This window comes from Arthrobacter pullicola (genome assembly GCF_014836875.1).
Taxonomy (GTDB): Bacteria; Actinomycetota; Actinomycetes; order Actinomycetales; family Micrococcaceae; genus Arthrobacter_B; species Arthrobacter_B pullicola.
In genome coordinates this window covers 157,073-173,448 of sequence record NZ_JACSQC010000007.1, presented here as the reverse complement: position 1 = coordinate 173,448, position 16,376 = coordinate 157,073, and the positions used below count along the sequence as shown (strand labels likewise).

General features: G+C 66.5%; 15 protein-coding genes. 5 read left to right on the top strand and 10 right to left on the bottom strand.

Annotated features, from left to right (window positions below; translation table 11 throughout):
• Window positions 1–220: 220 nt before the first annotated feature.
• On the bottom strand, window positions 221–1,543 hold the full coding sequence (locus tag H9638_RS14605) for a class I SAM-dependent RNA methyltransferase (protein WP_225217455.1): 1,323 nt from the start codon (window positions 1,541–1,543) through the stop codon (window positions 221–223).
• A gap of 153 nt (window positions 1,544–1,696) precedes the next feature.
• On the opposite strand from H9638_RS14605, the gene H9638_RS14600 reads away from it, so the two are divergent.
• Window positions 1,697–2,371, top strand: a complete 675-nt coding sequence (locus H9638_RS14600) for a potassium channel family protein (protein ID WP_191748567.1) — start codon at window positions 1,697–1,699, stop codon at window positions 2,369–2,371.
• A complete protein-coding gene (locus H9638_RS14595; RefSeq protein WP_191748565.1) occupies window positions 2,368–3,042 on the top strand; it encodes a potassium channel family protein in 675 nt (224 codons plus the stop codon). The genes H9638_RS14600 and H9638_RS14595 overlap by 4 nt, the downstream gene beginning before the upstream one ends.
• Here H9638_RS14595 and H9638_RS14590 read toward each other — a convergent pair.
• The 4 genes from H9638_RS14590 to dut all read right to left on the bottom strand — a co-directional run bounded on the left by H9638_RS14590 (window position 3,039) and on the right by dut (window position 5,387).
• A complete protein-coding gene (locus H9638_RS14590; protein ID WP_318241895.1) occupies window positions 3,039–3,752 on the bottom strand; it encodes a DUF3159 domain-containing protein in 714 nt (237 codons plus the stop codon). The genes H9638_RS14595 and H9638_RS14590 overlap by 4 nt on opposite strands.
• A complete protein-coding gene (locus tag H9638_RS14585; protein ID WP_225217454.1) occupies window positions 3,749–4,012 on the bottom strand; it encodes a hypothetical protein in 264 nt (87 codons plus the stop codon). The genes H9638_RS14590 and H9638_RS14585 overlap by 4 nt, the downstream gene beginning before the upstream one ends.
• 85 nt (window positions 4,013–4,097) lie before the next feature.
• On the bottom strand, window positions 4,098–4,844 hold the full coding sequence (locus H9638_RS14580; protein WP_191748685.1) for a DUF3710 domain-containing protein: 747 nt from the start codon (window positions 4,842–4,844) through the stop codon (window positions 4,098–4,100).
• A 57-nt stretch (window positions 4,845–4,901) separates the two neighbouring features.
• Entirely contained in the window at window positions 4,902–5,387 is a 486-nt protein-coding gene (gene dut, locus H9638_RS14575) for a dUTP diphosphatase (RefSeq protein ID WP_404799671.1), read from the bottom strand.
• 153 nt (window positions 5,388–5,540) lie between these two features.
• On the opposite strand from dut, the gene H9638_RS14570 reads away from it, so the two are divergent.
• Window positions 5,541–6,005 (top strand): DUF3093 domain-containing protein, encoded by a 465-nt coding sequence (locus H9638_RS14570; protein ID WP_191748561.1) that lies wholly within the window; start codon window positions 5,541–5,543, stop codon window positions 6,003–6,005.
• A gap of 22 nt (window positions 6,006–6,027) precedes the next feature.
• On the opposite strand, the gene H9638_RS14565 is transcribed toward H9638_RS14570, so the two are convergent.
• A complete protein-coding gene (locus tag H9638_RS14565) occupies window positions 6,028–6,327 on the bottom strand; it encodes a DUF4193 domain-containing protein (protein WP_191748560.1) in 300 nt (99 codons plus the stop codon).
• Window positions 6,328–6,650: 323 nt separating this feature from the next.
• Here H9638_RS14565 and sepH point away from each other — a divergent pair, with 323 nt between their 5' ends.
• Window positions 6,651–7,889 carry a septation protein SepH gene (gene sepH, locus H9638_RS14560; RefSeq protein WP_191748558.1) on the top strand — a complete coding sequence of 413 codons (1,239 nt, stop codon included), beginning with the start codon at window positions 6,651–6,653 and terminating at the stop codon, window positions 7,887–7,889.
• Between the two features lie 84 nt (window positions 7,890–7,973).
• On the opposite strand, the gene H9638_RS14555 is transcribed toward sepH, so the two are convergent.
• The 4 genes from H9638_RS14555 to H9638_RS14540 form a co-directional block, all read right to left on the bottom strand.
• Window positions 7,974–8,690: a thymidine kinase gene (locus H9638_RS14555; protein ID WP_191748557.1), complete on the bottom strand. Its 717-nt coding sequence runs from the start codon at window positions 8,688–8,690 to the stop codon at window positions 7,974–7,976.
• A gap of 3 nt (window positions 8,691–8,693) precedes the next feature.
• Window positions 8,694–9,875, bottom strand: a complete 1,182-nt coding sequence (locus tag H9638_RS14550) for an alkaline phosphatase family protein (RefSeq protein WP_191748556.1) — start codon at window positions 9,873–9,875, stop codon at window positions 8,694–8,696.
• 5 nt (window positions 9,876–9,880) lie between these two features.
• Window positions 9,881–10,552, bottom strand: a complete 672-nt coding sequence (locus H9638_RS14545) for a DUF5998 family protein (protein ID WP_191748555.1) — start codon at window positions 10,550–10,552, stop codon at window positions 9,881–9,883.
• A gap of 89 nt (window positions 10,553–10,641) precedes the next feature.
• Window positions 10,642–13,437, bottom strand: coding sequence for a bifunctional acetate--CoA ligase family protein/GNAT family N-acetyltransferase (locus tag H9638_RS14540; protein WP_191748554.1), 2,796 nt, complete (start codon window positions 13,435–13,437; stop codon window positions 10,642–10,644).
• Window positions 13,438–13,577: 140 nt separating this feature from the next.
• Here H9638_RS14540 and H9638_RS14535 point away from each other — a divergent pair, with 140 nt between their 5' ends.
• A complete protein-coding gene (locus H9638_RS14535) occupies window positions 13,578–16,073 on the top strand; it encodes a DNA gyrase/topoisomerase IV subunit A (protein WP_191748553.1) in 2,496 nt (831 codons plus the stop codon).
• Window positions 16,074–16,376: the final 303 nt, after the last annotated feature.

Below are 16,376 nucleotides of genomic sequence, written 5' to 3'. Positions count from 1 at the left end.
CGCACGCTAGTTAGGATTTCCTAACCGACATAGCTGAAGGGCCGACCGGGGAATGGTGGGTGATTCCCCGGCTGGGTCGGTTTCCTTGCCGTGCAAACGCCCCAGTGGGAATCCTTCGGCACGGAGCGGGACAACTACTTCCCATCCTAGCCGGACGCGCGTTCCACGGCCCGGAACACCGCGCCGGGACGCAGCTATAACGCTCGCCACACGCGGCCTGCTACGGACGGCGGAGAACCGCGAAGGACTCCATATGGTGTGTGTGGGGGTAGAGGTCGAAGACGCGCAGGGCATCGAGCTCCCAGCCGGCTTCCCGGAACCAGCCCAGGTCGCGGGCGAAGGAAGCCGGATCGCACGAGATGTAGCCGATGACCCGCGGGGCGGCAGTGCTGATCTGTTCCACGACGGTGCGGCCCGCTCCGGTGCGCGGCGGATCCAGCAGGACGACGTCGAGGGCACCTTCGTGGCTGCGCAGCACCTTGTCCACCCGCCCCTGGACGACCTCGACCTGGGGGAAGCCGAACAGGTTCTTCCGGGCGTCGCGGCTGGCCCCGGGGGAACCTTCAACCGAGAGGACGTGCCCGGTTTCCCCGGCAGCCGCGGCCAGCGGAGCAGTGAACAGGCCCGCTCCCGCGAAGAGGTCCGCCACACGTTCACCGGGCTGCACGGCCAGCCCGTCGCGGACGGCGGATGCCAGCACCTCGGGGGCACTGCGGTGGATCTGCCAGAAGCCGGCGCCGGTCACGCGGAAATCATGTCCGAGGGCGGTCTCCCGGACCCAGGTGCGTCCGCGCAGCCGGGTCAGGACGTGCTCTTCGGGATCCCAGGCCGCAACCGACACGGTTTCCCCGGCACCGGCATCGGCAGCCGTTCCGACTTCAGCCGCGATTCGGGCCAGTGTGCGCGGATGCGTACCCGGCGACGGAATGACCAGGACCAGCGGCGCGCCGCCGGCGGCGGGCGCAGCCACCTCCACCCGGTCGGCACCGGTAAAGTCCACCTCCCACAGCTTCAGGGCGTTGATGGCACCCGAGGCCAGGGGCATCTCCTGGACAGGAAGCAGCTCCTCGGAACGGTGCGGGTGCATGGCAAGCTTTCCGCCCGGAGCCACGGAGAAGCTGGCGCGGGTGCGCCAGCCCAGCCCGTCTGCGCTTTCCTGCGGAGCAGCTTCGACGGCGACGTCCTGCTGAACCCCGCCAAGGCGCTGCAGCTGTTCAGCGAAGATTGCACCTTTGATCCGGCGCTGCTCCTCCAGGTCAATGTGTCCGAACTCGGCACCACCCACGGGCAGCCGGTCCCGGCCGGCAGCACGCAGCGCGTCCGCCGGAGCCCAGAAATGGTCAACCCGGTGCGGCGAGGCTTCAAGGACCTCCACGGTGTCCGCCCGCCAGAATTTGGCCTTCTCCCCCGCGTCGGTCAGCCGTGCCCGGACGCGTTCGCCGGGCAGTGCATGCCGGACAAAGACAACCCGCCCCTCGTGCCGGGCCACGAAGTGGCCGCCGTGCGCTGCTGCGCCAATGGTCAGTTCAAGATCGATGGGCATTTTTTCCTGGGGCATGACTGTGGGACTTCCGTGTTGGTGCCAAAACACCATCACACCACGATTTCCGCCCGTGGCCGGACTAAGCTGTCCCTTGGCCCAAAACGGGCGGCAGCAGCAGGCGGTGCATCCGCTAAGAAACCGAGGTGGAGCAAGGTGGCGCATTACGTGATCATGGGATGCGGCAGGGTCGGTGCCATGCTGGCGCATACCCTCGACAACGCCGGCCATTCCGTGGCGGTCATCGACCAGGAGCCCCGCGCCTTCCGCAGGCTGCGTCCCACTTTCGGCGGGACCCAGGTTACTGGTGTGGGTTTCGACCGGACCACGCTGACGCAGGCCGGGATCGAAGAAGCCTTCGCCTTTGCTGCGGTTTCCAGCGGTGATAACTCCAATATCCTGGCCACCCGCGTGGCCCGGGAGACGTTCCATGTGCCGCACGTCGTCGCCCGCATCTACGACCCGGGGCGGGCGGAAATCTATCAGCGCCTGGGCATTCCCACGGTCGCGGCCGTCCGCTGGAGCGCAGATCAGGTGCTGCGCCGGATCCTGCCGGAGCAAAGCATCAACGGTGACTTCCGCGAGTCCTCCGGGCGGCTGATCCTGGGCGAGCTTTCCCTGGATCCGTCCTGGCTTGGCCACCCGCTGCATACAGTTGAAGCAGCGGCGGGCGTCCGGATCGCCTACGTCACCCGCTTCGGCGAGGGCATGCTTCCACGCCCTGATACCAGTTACCAGCAGGGCGACGTGCTGCACGCAATGATGAACGTTGACCGCACGGCGGAGATCAGCCGTATCCTGTCCCATTCCCCCGCGAAGGAGAACCAGTGAAAGTCGTGATTGCCGGGGCAGGCAGCGTGGGGTCCACCATCGCCAAGGAACTGCTCTCCCACGGGCACGAGGTGCTGCTCATCGATCCAAAGCCTGAGACTGAGGGCCGAAGCGGCCTCGACGCCGCCCGCTGGCTGATCGGTGACGCCTGTGAGCTCACGACGCTCAAGGACGCGAAACTGGACGAGGCCGACGTCGTGGTCTCGGCGACCGGGGATGACAAGGTCAATCTGGTGGTTTCGCTGCTGGCCAAGACCGAGTTCGGCGTGGCACGGACGGTCGGGCGGGTGAACAACCCGAAGAACGACTGGATGTTCGACGATTCCTGGGGGGTGGACGTTGCCGTGAATACCCCGCGGCTGATGACGGCCCTGGTCGAAGAGGCTGTGGAGGTTGGCGACCTGGTGCGGCTGCTGACGCTGCAGACCGGTGTGGCGTCCATGGTCGAGTTCACGGTTCCCGCAGCCTCGCCCATGGCGGGCTCCCGTGTGGGTTCCGTGCCGTGGCCTCAGGACGCCACGCTGGTGGCGATCCTGCGCGACGACGCCCCGATCACACCCAGCAGTGACGACGTGATCGAAGGCGGGGATGAACTGTTCTTCGTGACGACGATCTCTGCGGAGGACGATCTGCGGGCCCTGCTCTCGCCCTCCGGCGGGGCCGGGTCCTAGGCGGTTTTCCCGGTTTTTTCCGGCTGCGGGCGGGAAACGACCCAGGCGAGCCACAGGCCCAGCGCATAGAGCGGAACGCCCATCGCCAGCCGCATGGTGCCCAGCGCAGCGACGTTGTCCGCAAGGAAGAGCGGCAGCTGCACGGCCAGGCGCAGGACAAAGACGGCAATAATAATCCAGGTGGCCAGCGCGTAGGCCCGCAGGCGCCTGGGTTCGGCGCGCCAGGCCACGTTCTCACCGCGGATGAAGCCGAACAGCAGCCCTGCCACCGGCCACTTCACGGCGATGGACACAGCGAAGGCCACAATGTAGGCACCGTTGGTGTAGAAGCCGGGGACGAAGAAGGTGGTTCCGCTGCCGCTGCGGAGAGCGAAGAAGGCACAGATGGCGACGCCGATGACCCCGGTCAGCGACTGCACCAGGGGGCGCTTCTGGACCAGGTTCGCGACGGCGAAGGCACCTGCGGCCACCACGGCTGCGCCGAGGGAAAGGTAGAGTCCGCCGGTTACCGTGAAGAGAAGTGTGAAGAGCAGTCCGGGAAGGATTGCTTCGGCCAGCCCGCGGACGCCGCCGATGGACTTCAGCACGTCGATCTGGCCGTCCTCGCCGCGTTCGACTCCGGAGCGGGCAGCGTACTGGCCTGCCAGCTCACTCATCGAAGGCTGGGTGCTGTCCCGGTCCTTGCCTTCGTGTTCTGGGCTGGTGTTCACTGTTCGCCTTCCGGACGTCCGATGATTTCATAGCGGGGGTTAAAGACGGTTGCGGTTCCCTGGACCGTGCTCACCATGCCCTCGAAGGCTACCTGTGTACCTGCAACTAGCCCTGGTATACGGCGCTGGCCAATCCAGACAAGCCGCACCCGGCGGCGGGCCCGGGCAGCACCGGGATCGCTGTAGACACCCTGGAGTTCGTCCAGGACGGCGCAGAAGCGCGGAGCGGCGTCCGCGGGAGCCAGGGTGACCGATTCCACGTACCCGCTGCTGTGGACCCGCCCACGGGCCGGGAGGTCCGCGATCCTGAGCAGGGACGAAGCTCCGGCGGCAGGCGGCATCCGCCTAGCCAATGGTCGTGATTTCCGGGCCGCGCTGCGGCGGCTCCGGCTTCGACGCATCTCCCGCTGAGTCCTCATTCCGTTTCGGCAGCGGTGAGGCATCGCGTGGCAGGGTCAGCTGCAGCAGATCGCGGGGCGGCAGGGGTGCGTCACCACGCACCACGACGACGTTGCGGAACACGTCTTCGAGTGGTGCGGCGGCATCCGGGTTCATGGCGGCCGGACCGCCGAAGACGCCGCGGAGGAACCACCGCGGACCATCGACGCCCACAAAGCGGGCTACCCGGTAACCCTTGGAGCCGTCCTGCGCCTGGGCGGGAACCCTGGCCAGCAGCTCGGTGCCGAGGCGGCCCTCAAGTTCATCTGCGGTGCCGCCCTGTGAGGAAACGGACTTTACGATCTGTGCGCGGATCTCATCCCAGAGGGTTTCCGAACGCGGTGCGGCGAATGCCTGCAGCTGGAGGCTGGAGCCGTCCAGGTCCAGTGTCACGGCGACGACGCGCTTTGTTTTCTCCTCGACTTCGAGCCGGAGGGCCAGTCCCTGGGTTGCCGCGATGCGCAGCGCGCCGAGGTCGACGTAGCCTTCTTCCGACGGACGGTCCGCAGCGTCGAAGGGTCCGTGCTCAGGCCCGCTGTCAGCGCTTCCGGCGGCACCGTTCTCCGTGCCGGGTGCTGCCGACGCTGTCTCTTCAGCGGATCCGGCTGACCCTACTGGTTCAGCTGTGGTCTTCTTGCGGCGCCCAAATGCCATCGCCTGGTCCTCTTTCCTCATCTGGAGCCGGACCGTTGCGGCCCGGGATGTGCCGGCCTAAGCCGGGGATGTGCCGAAACCGCCGGTGGAACCGAAGCCGCCCGCTCCGCGAACCGATTCGGAGAGCTCGGCCACCGGTTCGAAGACCGCGTGCTCCACACGCTGGATCACCATCTGGGCGATCCGGTCCCCGCGCTTCAGGCTGATCGGCTGTGACACATCTGTATTTAACAGTGTGACGGAGATTTCACCCCGGTAACCGGCGTCAACCGTTCCGGGTGCATTGACTATCGTCAGGCCGTGCTTGGTTGCCAGCCCGGAGCGTGGGTGGATCAGTGCCACGAAGCCGAAGGGCAGTGCGATCGAAACACCGGTGGGCACCAAGCGCCGCTCACCCGGCGCCAATTCGACGTCGATGCGGGACCTCAGGTCCGCTCCGGCGTCGCCGGGGTGGGCGTAGGACGGCGCTTCGAGGCCGTCGTCGAGCATCTTCAGCCCGACTTTCACGCTGGGTCCTGCTTCCTGCACAGTTGTCTCCGGGATTCTTTGAAGGGTTGATTCATGGCACAAAACAGCGCCGTACCGGCGCCACCCCCACTTTAGCGCCTGGGCCCGCCCGTGCGTCCCCGGCGCGCGGGGAGGCCGGCGGGGTAGGGCCAAGATGAAAACGGCGGGCAAAGGTGAAAAGCTAGGAGTATGTCGACCCCTGCTGACCAAAGCCCTTCCCAGACCGTGCTGTACTCCGAGCGGCTGCTGCCCGCCGTGTGGATCTGGCTGGTCATCGCCGGTATCGCAGGAACCTTCGTCCTGGCCTTCATTCCGATCAGCATCGAAGTGGGGATCGTGGTGGCCGTCGTGGCCGCTCTCATCCTCACCGTCCTGCTGCTGATGTCCACGCCGACCATCCGGGTGACTGCGGACACACTGCAGGTGGGGCGCGCACAGATCGAACGCCGCTGGATCGGCGACGTCGAGGCTTTCCACGGGGAGGCGGCCACCCAGCAGCGCGGACCGGCACTGAACGCGACGGCGTTCCTGTGCATCCGCGGCTGGATCAGCCCCGTCGTGAAAATCGAAATCACGGATCCGGCGGACCGGACACCGTACTGGCTCACCTCCACACGGCACCCGGAGAAGCTGGTCGACGCACTGCGCTCCTAGCGTTTCAGGGAAAGCCCCGGGATCAGCCTTCGCACTCAACGCAGTAGTAGAGGCCGTCTTTTTCCTTCGCTATCTGGGACCTGTGGCGGACCAGGAAACAGGACGCACAGGTAAATTCATCGGACTGCGCCGGGAGGACCCGGATCATCAGTTCTTCCCCGGACAGGTCAGCGCCCGGGAGCTCGAAGCTGTCAGCGGCCTCCGCTTCATCTTCATCCACCACGGCGGATTGGGTATTGGTCCGGCGGGTCTTCAGCTCTTCAATCGACTCTTCGCTGGCGTCCTCGTCGGGCTTGCGCGGCGCGTCATAGTCTGTCGCCATAATCTTTATCTCTCACCATCGGTGTCGGTACTGAACGGGTTATGCCGGCCGGTCCGCGGCTCCGGGACCCATCGTCCACGTGTCGCTAGAGCGGCTAGGAACTATCAACGCCGCGGACGCGCTGTTTGTGCCCGCCGAAGACAGATTTTTGCTGATGGAGAACGAAATAGCCAAGCCCGCCCATCCACAGCGCTGTCCGGATGCCTAAACCGTGGCCCTGCGAGGGTCCGGATCCGCGCCACACCGGCCCAAACGATAGGATTTTGGGTGCCCGGGTGGCATTGTTTCAAGAAGGAGTTGCTATCGATAGCGAGGATTGTTTCATGCAGGATCTACGGCTTGTGGGGATCCACGAGGGCGGCGAACATCTACTGCTGAGCGGACGGGGCGGCGAGACCTTCCGGCTGCGCATTGATGAAGCCCTGCGTGTTGCCGTGTCCCGCCCGGGACGGCGGGCAGGTACCCCTGCAGAGCCCGAAGCCGGTCCCAGCATGACCCCGCGGGACATCCAGGCACGGATCCGCGCCGGCGCCAGTGCCGAAGAGGTCGCCGAACTCTCCGGACACGACATCGCCCACATCCACCGCTACGAAGGCCCTGTACTCGCCGAACGGGAGTACATTGCCCGTCAGGCCCAGGCCGTGGAGGTCGCAGCGCCGATGTCCGCAGCCCAGGACAGCCACCGTTCGGCCTTCGGAGACTCGCCCGTCAACCTCGGCGACATGGTCAGCCACCGGCTCCGCGCGTTCGGCGTCGATCCCGAGACCGTGGAATGGGATTCCTGGCGGCGCCCGGAAGGATCCTGGGACGTCGTTGCACGCTTCAGCCTTGGGGAGCAGTCCCGGGTCTCTGTTGGCGAAGAACCCCCGGCCCGCTGGACCTACAATCCACTGCGGCGCCAGGTCACCAATGCCAACCGATGGGCGCAGCTGCTCAGCGAACTGGCGCCCGTCGACTCGCCTGTGCCGTCCCGCCGGCTTTCCGCCGTGGCAGACCGGGTGTTCGATTTCGAAGCGGAGAGCCCGGCGGAGGAACCCGCCGATGTCACCGGGGAAGAGACCGATGAGCTGCTCAACGTCCTCCGCTCCCGCCGCGGGCAGCGCCTGGGCACCGATGAAGACGGCGACGATGCCCTGGCCGCACTCCTGGCCAAGGGCAGCATTCCTGCCGCCCACCCGCGGGAAGGGCAGGCCGAGCTCGAAGACGAGTCCCCGCTCCGCCCGCGGACCGGCAGGCTGAGCCTTGCTCCGGCTGCCCTCCCTGCCATCGAGGAACCTGCTGCGGACGAAGGCAGCGAAGAGGCCGACCCGCTGCGGCTCGATGAAGGTGTCAGCACATCCACCCGCGAAATCAGCGTCCTGGCCCGTCCGCTGCGCGGCTCCCGGCCGGAAACTGCGGAACCCGGCGAGAACCGCGGGGGTACCGGGGAGGAACGTACGGGGGCAGAACGTACGGAGGCAGAAGGGGCACCCAAGGAGCCAACCGAGCGGCGCCCGATCAAGCCCAAGCGCTCCTCCGTCCCCAGCTGGGACGAGATTGTCTTTGGCCGCAAGGGCGACTAACCGGCTGCACGCTGGGCCCGCAGTTCGGGCTCAGCCAGCCCCGCCGACCCGGGCAAGGCCCCTGCGGATCCGCCGGACAGCGGTCTAGCCCCGCGGGGAAGCTACGGCGCAGATGCCGGGATCGCCGTCGAGTTCCTTGAACCTGGCAGCCTGCTGGGCACCCATCCGCCGCATATAGTGGCGCCGGCAAAGTGTTTCGTAACCAACAACAGGTGCCGCCCCGGCTTCCTCGGGCGCGAAAAGGGCTTCCGGATCCGGCTCGGAGGAACGTTTCTTCACGTCCCCCACCACTACTTGGTCCCCGGTCACCACCATGACGCCGTTCACGGTCCTTGCGTTGTGAGTGGCTCTCCGTCCGCACCAGCACAGCGCTCTGACCTGCAGCACCTCAATCCGGTCGGCGAGCTCGATGAGCCGCTGCGACCCGGGGAAGAGCTTTGTGCGGAAGTCCGTGGCGATGCCGAAGGCAAAGACATCGATCTCCAGCTCGTCTACGATCCGGGCCAGCTGTTCCACCTGCTCTTCGCTGTAGAACTGCGCTTCATCGCAGATCAGGTAGTCCACGCGGTCACCGACGCTGCGGCGGCGAACTGCTTCGTCCCAGAAGTCGGTGCTGTCCCGGACTTCCACGGCGCGCGTCCTCAGGCCCAAGCGGCTGGAGATCACCGAATCCCCGGCGCGGTCGTTCCGGCTGAAGAGGATGCCGCCCCTGCCGCGGGCGCTGTGGTTGTAGTCCATTTGCAGGGCCAGCGTGGATTTGCCGCAGTCCATGGTGCCGGAGAAGAAAACCAGTTCGGCCATAGCCTATTTCCGCCCGCCCTTGGCCGGCTGAGCCAGCGTCAGCAGTGGAACTTCGCGTTCCGCCCGTGTCAGGGACCCGTGCTGGCCCACCATCTGCAGGGCAGACGGATTGGTCCGGCGCATATCATACAGGGCAATGGGTTCCCGGGCAGCAATCAGCAGGTCCCCGATGCGCGGCAGCACCTCCGCACGGACGGGCCCAAAGAGCCCCGCTTCGATGGCCTCGGCCCGGGTCAGGATCCAGGCCTTCGCACCATAGGCGCTGCGCCACGCCGCTCTCAGTCGTTCCAGGGCACCTGCGGGGGCATCCGGTTCAAGATAAAGGTGGACCATACGCGGCTCTCCGCCGGTATGGCGCACCCCGTCCACCAGCTCCGGATCCGTGGAGAAGTCAATCCTGTCCTGCTCGGCGATGTCCACCATGCCGTGGTCTCCGGTGAGGAGTACCAGGGTGTCTGCAGGCAGCCTGCTGCTGAACCGTTTGAGCGCGGAGTCGATTTCCTCCAGCGTCCCGCCCCATTCGGAGGACTGCGCACCGTGCCGGTGCCCGGCCCGGTCCAGTTCGTTGAAGTAGAAGTACATCAGCATGCGTTTCTCGGAGGCGAGTGTCTCCGCCGCCGCCTGGACACGCGCGTGGATACCGGTCCCGGCAACGAAGGATCCGCCGCGCAGCGCTGCACGGGTCATCGCTGAGTCAGCGAACCGGGGCAGGCTGACCGATGCGACCGGAAGGTGTTCCGCAGCCTGCTCAAGCACGGTGGGGAACGGCTGCCAGAGTTTAGGGTCGACGCCGGCGTCCCAGTTGCCGAGCATGTTGACGACTTTGTCCTGGCCGGGGTCAAGGACGTCATACCCGACCATGCCGTGCTGCCCGGGCGGGAGGCCGGTGCCCAGCGAGGCCAGGGAAGCCGCCGTCGTCGTCGGGAATGCGGCACTGAGCGTGCGTCCGGTATTCATCAGGGACCGAAGATAAGGGGCGTGCCCGGCCCGCTGTTTAAGCAGGCTCCGGCCCAGGCCGTCCACCATGACCACGCAGACGCGGCGTGCGGCGGGAAGTCCCAGGGTGTTGGCATAGCCGGGAACCTGGAGGGCAGCGGCCGCGCTGGTCAGGACCTCAGCGACGGAGCTTTGGCCGTACCCTGGCGCCTTGGGCAGCGGTTCCGCGGGAGCGGATGCTGAGTCCATGCCCCTTACCGCTGGTGGTGGCCGCGGTTGAAGCGGCTGCCGATGCCGGGCATACGCTGCCTGTCGGCGGCGGAATCGAAGGTGCGCATGTTTACGGTGTCGGTGTTGACCTTGCGCAGGGCGCGGGCGAAGGCCTTGGCGTTCTGGACGGCTTGGATGCCGTCGGCCTCGGCACTGACCCGCAGGACTATGTCCTCCTGGGCGATGGTGCCGGTGTAGCCGTGGTCAGCCTCGCACTGGGGATCGGCACATCCTGCCGGCCCCATGTCCAGCCGCTGTCCGCCGGACCAGGCAATGGCAAGGGTCAGCTCGCGTGCCTGGTCGGAGGGCTTGTAGTTTTGTGGCTGGGAGTACATGTAGCCGAGCACCACCGAGCGGATCTGGGATACCGGAACCGATTCGGTGGAGACCTGGGCCATCATCTGCTCCCCCTCCTCGTCCAGCTGCTGATCATCCACGTGCGTGATCACCAGCATGTCATCGGTGAGGACAAGCACGGTGATGTGCCGGTGCACCTCGGTGCGCTCGAAGTGGGTTTCCAGATGGATGATGTGGGACAGGGGCTCACGGCCGTCGAGGGCATCGTGGACCACATCGGCCAGCAACGTGGGATAGAAGCCGGCGCGTTCCATGGAGGCGTCAAGGCTGCGGCGTTCAGCGGAAAGTAACGGCGACATATCTCCAGTTTCCCCCAGACCGGGCCTGTGCACCTAAAAAGGCGCGCGCAACCTTGCGGCCGGTTCTCCGGGTCCCCCTGGCGGGCCGCCTAATCCCGCATCGCGCGGCGGGCGCTGTCGGTGCGCTGCTGGGGGTTTCCCAGCCGGATGTCGGCACTGAGCACTGTGACGCCCTGGACGGACACCAGGACGGGGTTGATCTCGACGAGGGCGATCTCCGGGTGTTCGTCCTTCAGCAGTGCGAGCCGGGCAATGACGTCCTCCAGGGCGGCAACGTCCACCTTGGGCAGCCCCTGGTAGCCGAACAGGCGGCGCGATGCCCGGGGCGCCCGGACGAGGTCGGCAATATCGACGTCGGTCAGCGGCGGGATGCCGTGCGCCCAGTCATCGAGCAGGTTCACGGCGTCACCGGCAATGCCGAAGGAGAGGACCGGCCCCAGCAGCGGGTCTTCGATGGCGCGCAGGACGCAGCCCTGGCCGGACGGTGCCATGGACTGCACCTCAAGTTCAAACCGGCCATAGGGTTCCAGCGCCGCACGCATTTCGGAGATGTTGCTGCGCAGCGACTGCGGCGAGGAAATATTGAGCCGCACTCCACCCAGGTCCAATCTGTGGCGCAGGTGCTCGTCCATGGTCTTAACGACCACTGGCCAGCCCAGCCGGTCTGCGGCGGCCACGGCTTCGTCTTCGGTGGAGAAGGGCAGTGAGGGCAGCAGCCGCACACCGTAGTAGCCCAGCAGTTCGGTGGTTTCCTCCGGTCCCAGGCGGAGCAGCTCGGTGTTGGCCACGCGGGCCATCTGGGCATCGATGAAGGCGTGCGCACCGTCCGTGTCCACGCCCGCAGGTTCCGTGAAGTGACCGTGTTCCCGCCCTGCCCACTCGGTGTAGCGGACAATCGCGGACAGCGCGTTGACTGCGGCGCCCGGGCTGGAGAAACCCGGGAGCCCGGCAGGGAGCCGCACTGTGCGCCCTCCCCCGCCTTCATCTGCACCGTTCCCACCTGCACCGTCTCCCGCGGCGCTGCCTGCCGCAGCACCGGAACCTTCGATAGTCCGGGCGGTGCCTGCCGAAGGTTCGCGGGCTGCCAGGATGCCTTCGGCGGAGTGGCTGGGGTCCATGATGCCGGTGAAGACGGCAATGACCGGCTTGTCCGCCTCGGCTGCACATTCGAGCAGGCATTCGGCGATGCGGTCAGTGGTCAGCCCGGGTGAAGGCAGCAGGGTGACGACGGCGGAGTGAACCGCTTCATCTGCCAGCGCCTTCGCCACCGCGTCACGGAGCAGGGGCAGGGCCACGCTCATCCCCCGGTCCAGCTCCAGGTCCGTGCGCAGGTGCACCGTTTCCAGGTCCAGTGCGCCGGAGGCATCGGCCAGCACCCGGCCAAGGGCCACGGAGTTGCTCAGGACGGCCAGTCCCTTCCCGCGCGGCAGCGGCTGGCTGCAGGCAATCTGGGCCACGTCCATCAGCTCTTCATTGGTGTCGACCCGGATGACACCGGATTGGCGCAGCATCGCATCCAGGGCGCCCTTAGGAGCCTGGGTCAGGCGGACGGCGTGCCCCGGAGGCAGCTGCAGCCCGGTGACGTCGGACTTCGCCACAATGACAGGTTTGCTGGTCGCCAGGCGGCGGGCGATGCGGGAGAACTTACGCGGGTTGCCCACGGATTCCAGGTACAACCCCACCACCTGGGTGTCGGCGTCGTCTTCCCAGTACTGCATGGCGTCGTTACCGGAGACGTCGGCGCGGTTGCCGGCCGATATTTTGGAGGAAAGTCCCAACTGCCGCCGCTGGGCCGCCGCGTAGAGCAGCACCCCGATCGCCGCGGACTGGCTGAAGAGGCCAAGCCCGCCCCGCCGCGGCAGGGCCGGAGCCATCGAGGCGTTCAGCGAGACATCGGGGCGGGTATTGATCAGCCCCAGGGAGGCTGGACCGACCACGCGCATGCCGTTGGCTCTGGCCTGCCGTACCAGGGTGCGCTGGCGGGCCAGGCCCGCTTCGCCGTCGTCGAACCCGGCACTGACCACCAGCAGGTGCTTCACTCCCGCAGCGGCACATTCCTCCGCAACTCCGAGGACCTGTTCGTAAGGCACGGCGATGACGGCCAGCTGGACGGGTTCGGGGATCTCAGAGATTTTCGCGTAGGAGACCATGCCCGCCAGTTCGAAGGCCTCCGGGTTCACCGCGTAGACGGACCCCGTGAATCCGCCCTCCACGATGTGTTCCATGAGCTGGTACCCCACGGTGCCCCACTCCCGGCTGGCCCCGATCACGGCAATGGACGACGGCGCCAGGAGGTCCGCAACGCTGCGCGCCTCGGCACGGTGCTCCCGGGATTCCATCACGGCACGGGACTTGTCCGTGGGATCAATGTCGAAGTCCAGGGCGATCACCCCGTCGTCAAAGGCGCGCCGCACCTCGTAGCCGGCATCGGCGAAGACACCGAGCATCTTCCGGTTCTCCGGGAGGACCTCGGCACTGAAGCGGCTGATGCCGTTCTCGCGGGCAGCCGCGGCCAGGTGTTCCAGGAGGATGGACCCGATGCCGCGGCCCTGATGTTCATCCGAAATGTTGAAGGCAACCTCAGCCTCAGAGGGGTCATCAAGCCGGTCATAGCGGCCGATTCCGACGATTTCGGACCCAATTGTGATGACAAACGCAACGCGGTTCCGGTAGTCCACGTGAGTAAAACGCTTCAGCTCCCGGCCGCTCAGTTTAGCCTTATAGGTGAAGAACCTCAGATAGATGGAGCTCTGCGACTGCCTCATGTGGAACGCCTGCAACGCCTCGGCGTCGGCCGGTGAGACGGGCCTGAGATGGCCCGTGCCGCCGTCCCGCAACACGACATCAGCTTCCCAATATTCGGGGTATTGTCCCTGCTCCGCCATAGACTCAGCGTAGTGGGCATTTTTCAGAACCCACCACCGAACCGCCAGCGACCGGCACCCGGCTTCCCCTTGGGACCCGCACCGGATCGGATCCGCAGGCAATACACTCCAACCGACAACCGCAAGGACGCAACAACTCCATGGCCCGGCGCTCCGCCTCCGCACCCCCTCCCGGCGAACCCATCGCCGAGAACATCATCGACATCGATGTTTCCACCGAGATGGAGGAATCTTTCCTCGAGTACGCATACTCGGTGATCTATTCCCGCGCCCTTCCCGATGCGCGCGACGGCCTCAAACCGGTGCAGCGCCGCATTTTGTACATGATGGCGGAGATGGGCCTGCGTCCGGACCGCGGCCATGTTAAAAGCGCACGCGTTGTCGGTGAGGTCATGGGCAAGCTGCACCCCCATGGCGACTCCGCTATCTACGATGCGATGGTCCGCATGGCGCAGGACTGGGCACTGCGCCTGCCGCTGATTGACGGGCACGGCAACTTCGGCTCCCTGGACGATGGTCCGGCTGCTTCCCGTTACACCGAAGCCCGGCTGGCCGCGGCGGCACTGACCCTCACCGACCACCTTGATGAAGACGTGGTGGACTTTGTCCCCAACTATGACAACCAGCTGCTGCAGCCGGAAGTCCTGCCCGCCGCGTTCCCAAACCTGCTGGTCAACGGCACCACGGGCATCGCCGTCGGCATGGCCACGAACATGGCGCCGCATAACCTCGGCGAAGTCATCGCCGCCACCCAGCACCTGATCAAGCACCCGGGCGCCTCGCTCGAGGACCTGATGCGGTTTGTCCCCGGACCGGACCTTCCCACCGGCGGCCGCATCGTGGGCCTGGACGGCATCCGCGATGCGTACGCCACCGGCCGCGGTTCGTTCAAGACCCGGGCCAAGGTCGAAGTGGAGCAGCTCAGTGCGCGCCGGACCGGCCTGGTCGTCACCGAACTGCCCTACATGGTGGGGCCGGAAAAGGTCGTCGAGAAGATCAAGGACGCCGTCACGTCCAAGAAGCTGCAGGGCATTTCCGATGTGGTGGACCTGACGGACCGCATGAACGGCCTGCGCCTGGTGATCGAGCTGAAGAACGGCTTCAATCCCAAGGCCGTCCTGGCCCAGCTCTACCGCTACACCCCGATGGAAGATTCCTTCGGCATCAACAACGTGACCCTGGTGGATGGCCAGCCGCGGACACTGGGCCTGGTGGAACTGCTCCAGGTCTACGTGGCACACCGCCTGGGGGTGGTCCGCCGCCGCACCGCCTACCGGCTGGGACGCAAGAAGGACCGGCTGCACCTGGTCGAGGGCCTGCTGATCGCGATCGTCGACATTGACGAGGTCATCCAGGTCATCCGCAGCTCGGATGAGACCGCCGAAGCGCGGACCCGCCTGATGTCCATCTACGACCTCACCGAAATCCAGGCGAACCACATCCTGGAGCTGCGCCTGCGCCAGCTCACCAAGTACTCGCGGCTTGAGCTGGAAAGGGAGCAGGAAGAGCTGCAGGCAGCGATCGGGGAACTCCAGGCCATCATGGACTCGGAGGAACGGCTCCGCGGACTGGTTTCCGATGAACTCGGCGAGGTGGCTGCCAAGTACGCAACCCCGCGCCGGACGGTGCTGCTCGAATCCGAGGCGGTCGCGCCCCTGGCCTCTGAAGCTGCCGCGGTCAAGGCGGGCAAGGGGGCCAAGGCGGTCCTCCCGCTTCAAATTCCCGATGATCCCTGCTGGGTGGTCCTTTCCGCTTCCGGCCAGCTGGCGCGCACCGCCAACCAGGAGCCGCTGGCTGAGGGTGGCCAGCGCACCCGGCACGATGTGTTCCGCTCCGTGGTGGCGACGACGGCGCGCGGTGAAATCGGCGCGGTGACCTCCTCCGGCCGGATGATCCGGGTCCAGGTCATGGACATGCCTGCGCTTCCGCCGACGAACGGCCTGCCGAACCTGGCCGGCGGTGTTCCGGCAAAGGACTTCATGACCCTCGCCAAGGGCGAGAAGCTGATCGGCCTGGTGCCGCTGAACACTGTCCTGGCGCTGGGAACCCGCAACGGCGTGGTGAAGCGGCTCAATCCCGATTACCCGCTGAACCGGGATGACTGGGAAGCCATCACGCTCAAGGCCGGAGACGAAGTGGTTGGGGCTGCCGTTGCCGCTAACGACGACGACCAGCTGGTCTTTGCCACAAAGGAAGCCCAGCTGCTGCGCTTCGCTGCGTCACTGGTCCGCCCGCAGGGCAGGACCGCCGGCGGTGTTGCCGGAATGAAGCTGAGCGACGGCGACGAAGTCATCTTCTTTGGCGTCGTGGCCGACTCCGATCCGGCCGCCGTCGTGGTGACGGTCGCGTCGGGCACTGAAACGCTGCCCGGTACCCCCGGAGGGTCGGTCAAGGTCACCGACTTCGCGGAGTACCCGGCCAAGGGCCGCGCCACCGCCGGCGTGCGGGCACACCGCTTCCTCAAGGGCGAAGACTCCCTGGTGGTCGCATGGGCCGGTCACGGGCCGGCCAAGGCCGCAGCGGCGAACGGTGTAGCCCGGGCCCTGCCGACTGAACACGGGCGGCGGGACGGTTCCGGTGTTCCCCTGGCCAGCCCTGTGGACCACATCGGCCCCAGCCTCAGCCAGCCGGAATAGCCGGAGCAGACAGAAGCCACAGACCGCCTGCGCAGCTGAGTAACCCGTCGAAGCTGCGCAGGCGGTTTTTTCGTCTCATAGGCGCGGCTTTTGCGCCTCGTTCCCGGGCTTCATGCCACCTCTTTTCGGCTTTTTTTGCCCCTTCCGCCTCACCGGACCCATTTCCGCCTGCCTCCATTCCGCTCTTCCAGGCGTACCCCATAGGGGTATTTCAGGTCACGATGCCATAACTCCAGTGCTTCCCAGTCTGGGCGCGGAATGCGAGCACACCCACGAACCGTCCCGCCGCAGGAACCACCCCAA

Bases quoted from the DNA above. Each gene is read 5' to 3' on its own strand.
- H9638_RS14605 (WP_225217455.1), bottom strand. From the start codon at position 1,543: ATGCCCATCGATCTTGAACTGACCATTGGCGCAGCAGCGCACGGCGGC.
- H9638_RS14580 (WP_191748685.1), bottom strand. From the start codon at position 4,844: ATGGCATTTGGGCGCCGCAAGAAGACCACAGCTGAACCAGTAGGGTCA.
- H9638_RS14570 (WP_191748561.1), top strand. From the start codon at position 5,541: ATGTCGACCCCTGCTGACCAAAGCCCTTCCCAGACCGTGCTGTACTCC.
- H9638_RS14565 (WP_191748560.1), bottom strand. From the start codon at position 6,327: ATGGCGACAGACTATGACGCGCCGCGCAAGCCCGACGAGGACGCCAGC.
- sepH (WP_191748558.1), top strand. From the start codon at position 6,651: ATGCAGGATCTACGGCTTGTGGGGATCCACGAGGGCGGCGAACATCTA.
- H9638_RS14555 (WP_191748557.1), bottom strand. From the start codon at position 8,690: ATGGCCGAACTGGTTTTCTTCTCCGGCACCATGGACTGCGGCAAATCC.
- H9638_RS14550 (WP_191748556.1), bottom strand. From the start codon at position 9,875: ATGGACTCAGCATCCGCTCCCGCGGAACCGCTGCCCAAGGCGCCAGGG.
- H9638_RS14545 (WP_191748555.1), bottom strand. From the start codon at position 10,552: ATGTCGCCGTTACTTTCCGCTGAACGCCGCAGCCTTGACGCCTCCATG.
- H9638_RS14540 (WP_191748554.1), bottom strand. From the start codon at position 13,437: ATGGCGGAGCAGGGACAATACCCCGAATATTGGGAAGCTGATGTCGTG.
- H9638_RS14535 (WP_191748553.1), top strand. From the start codon at position 13,578: ATGGCCCGGCGCTCCGCCTCCGCACCCCCTCCCGGCGAACCCATCGCC.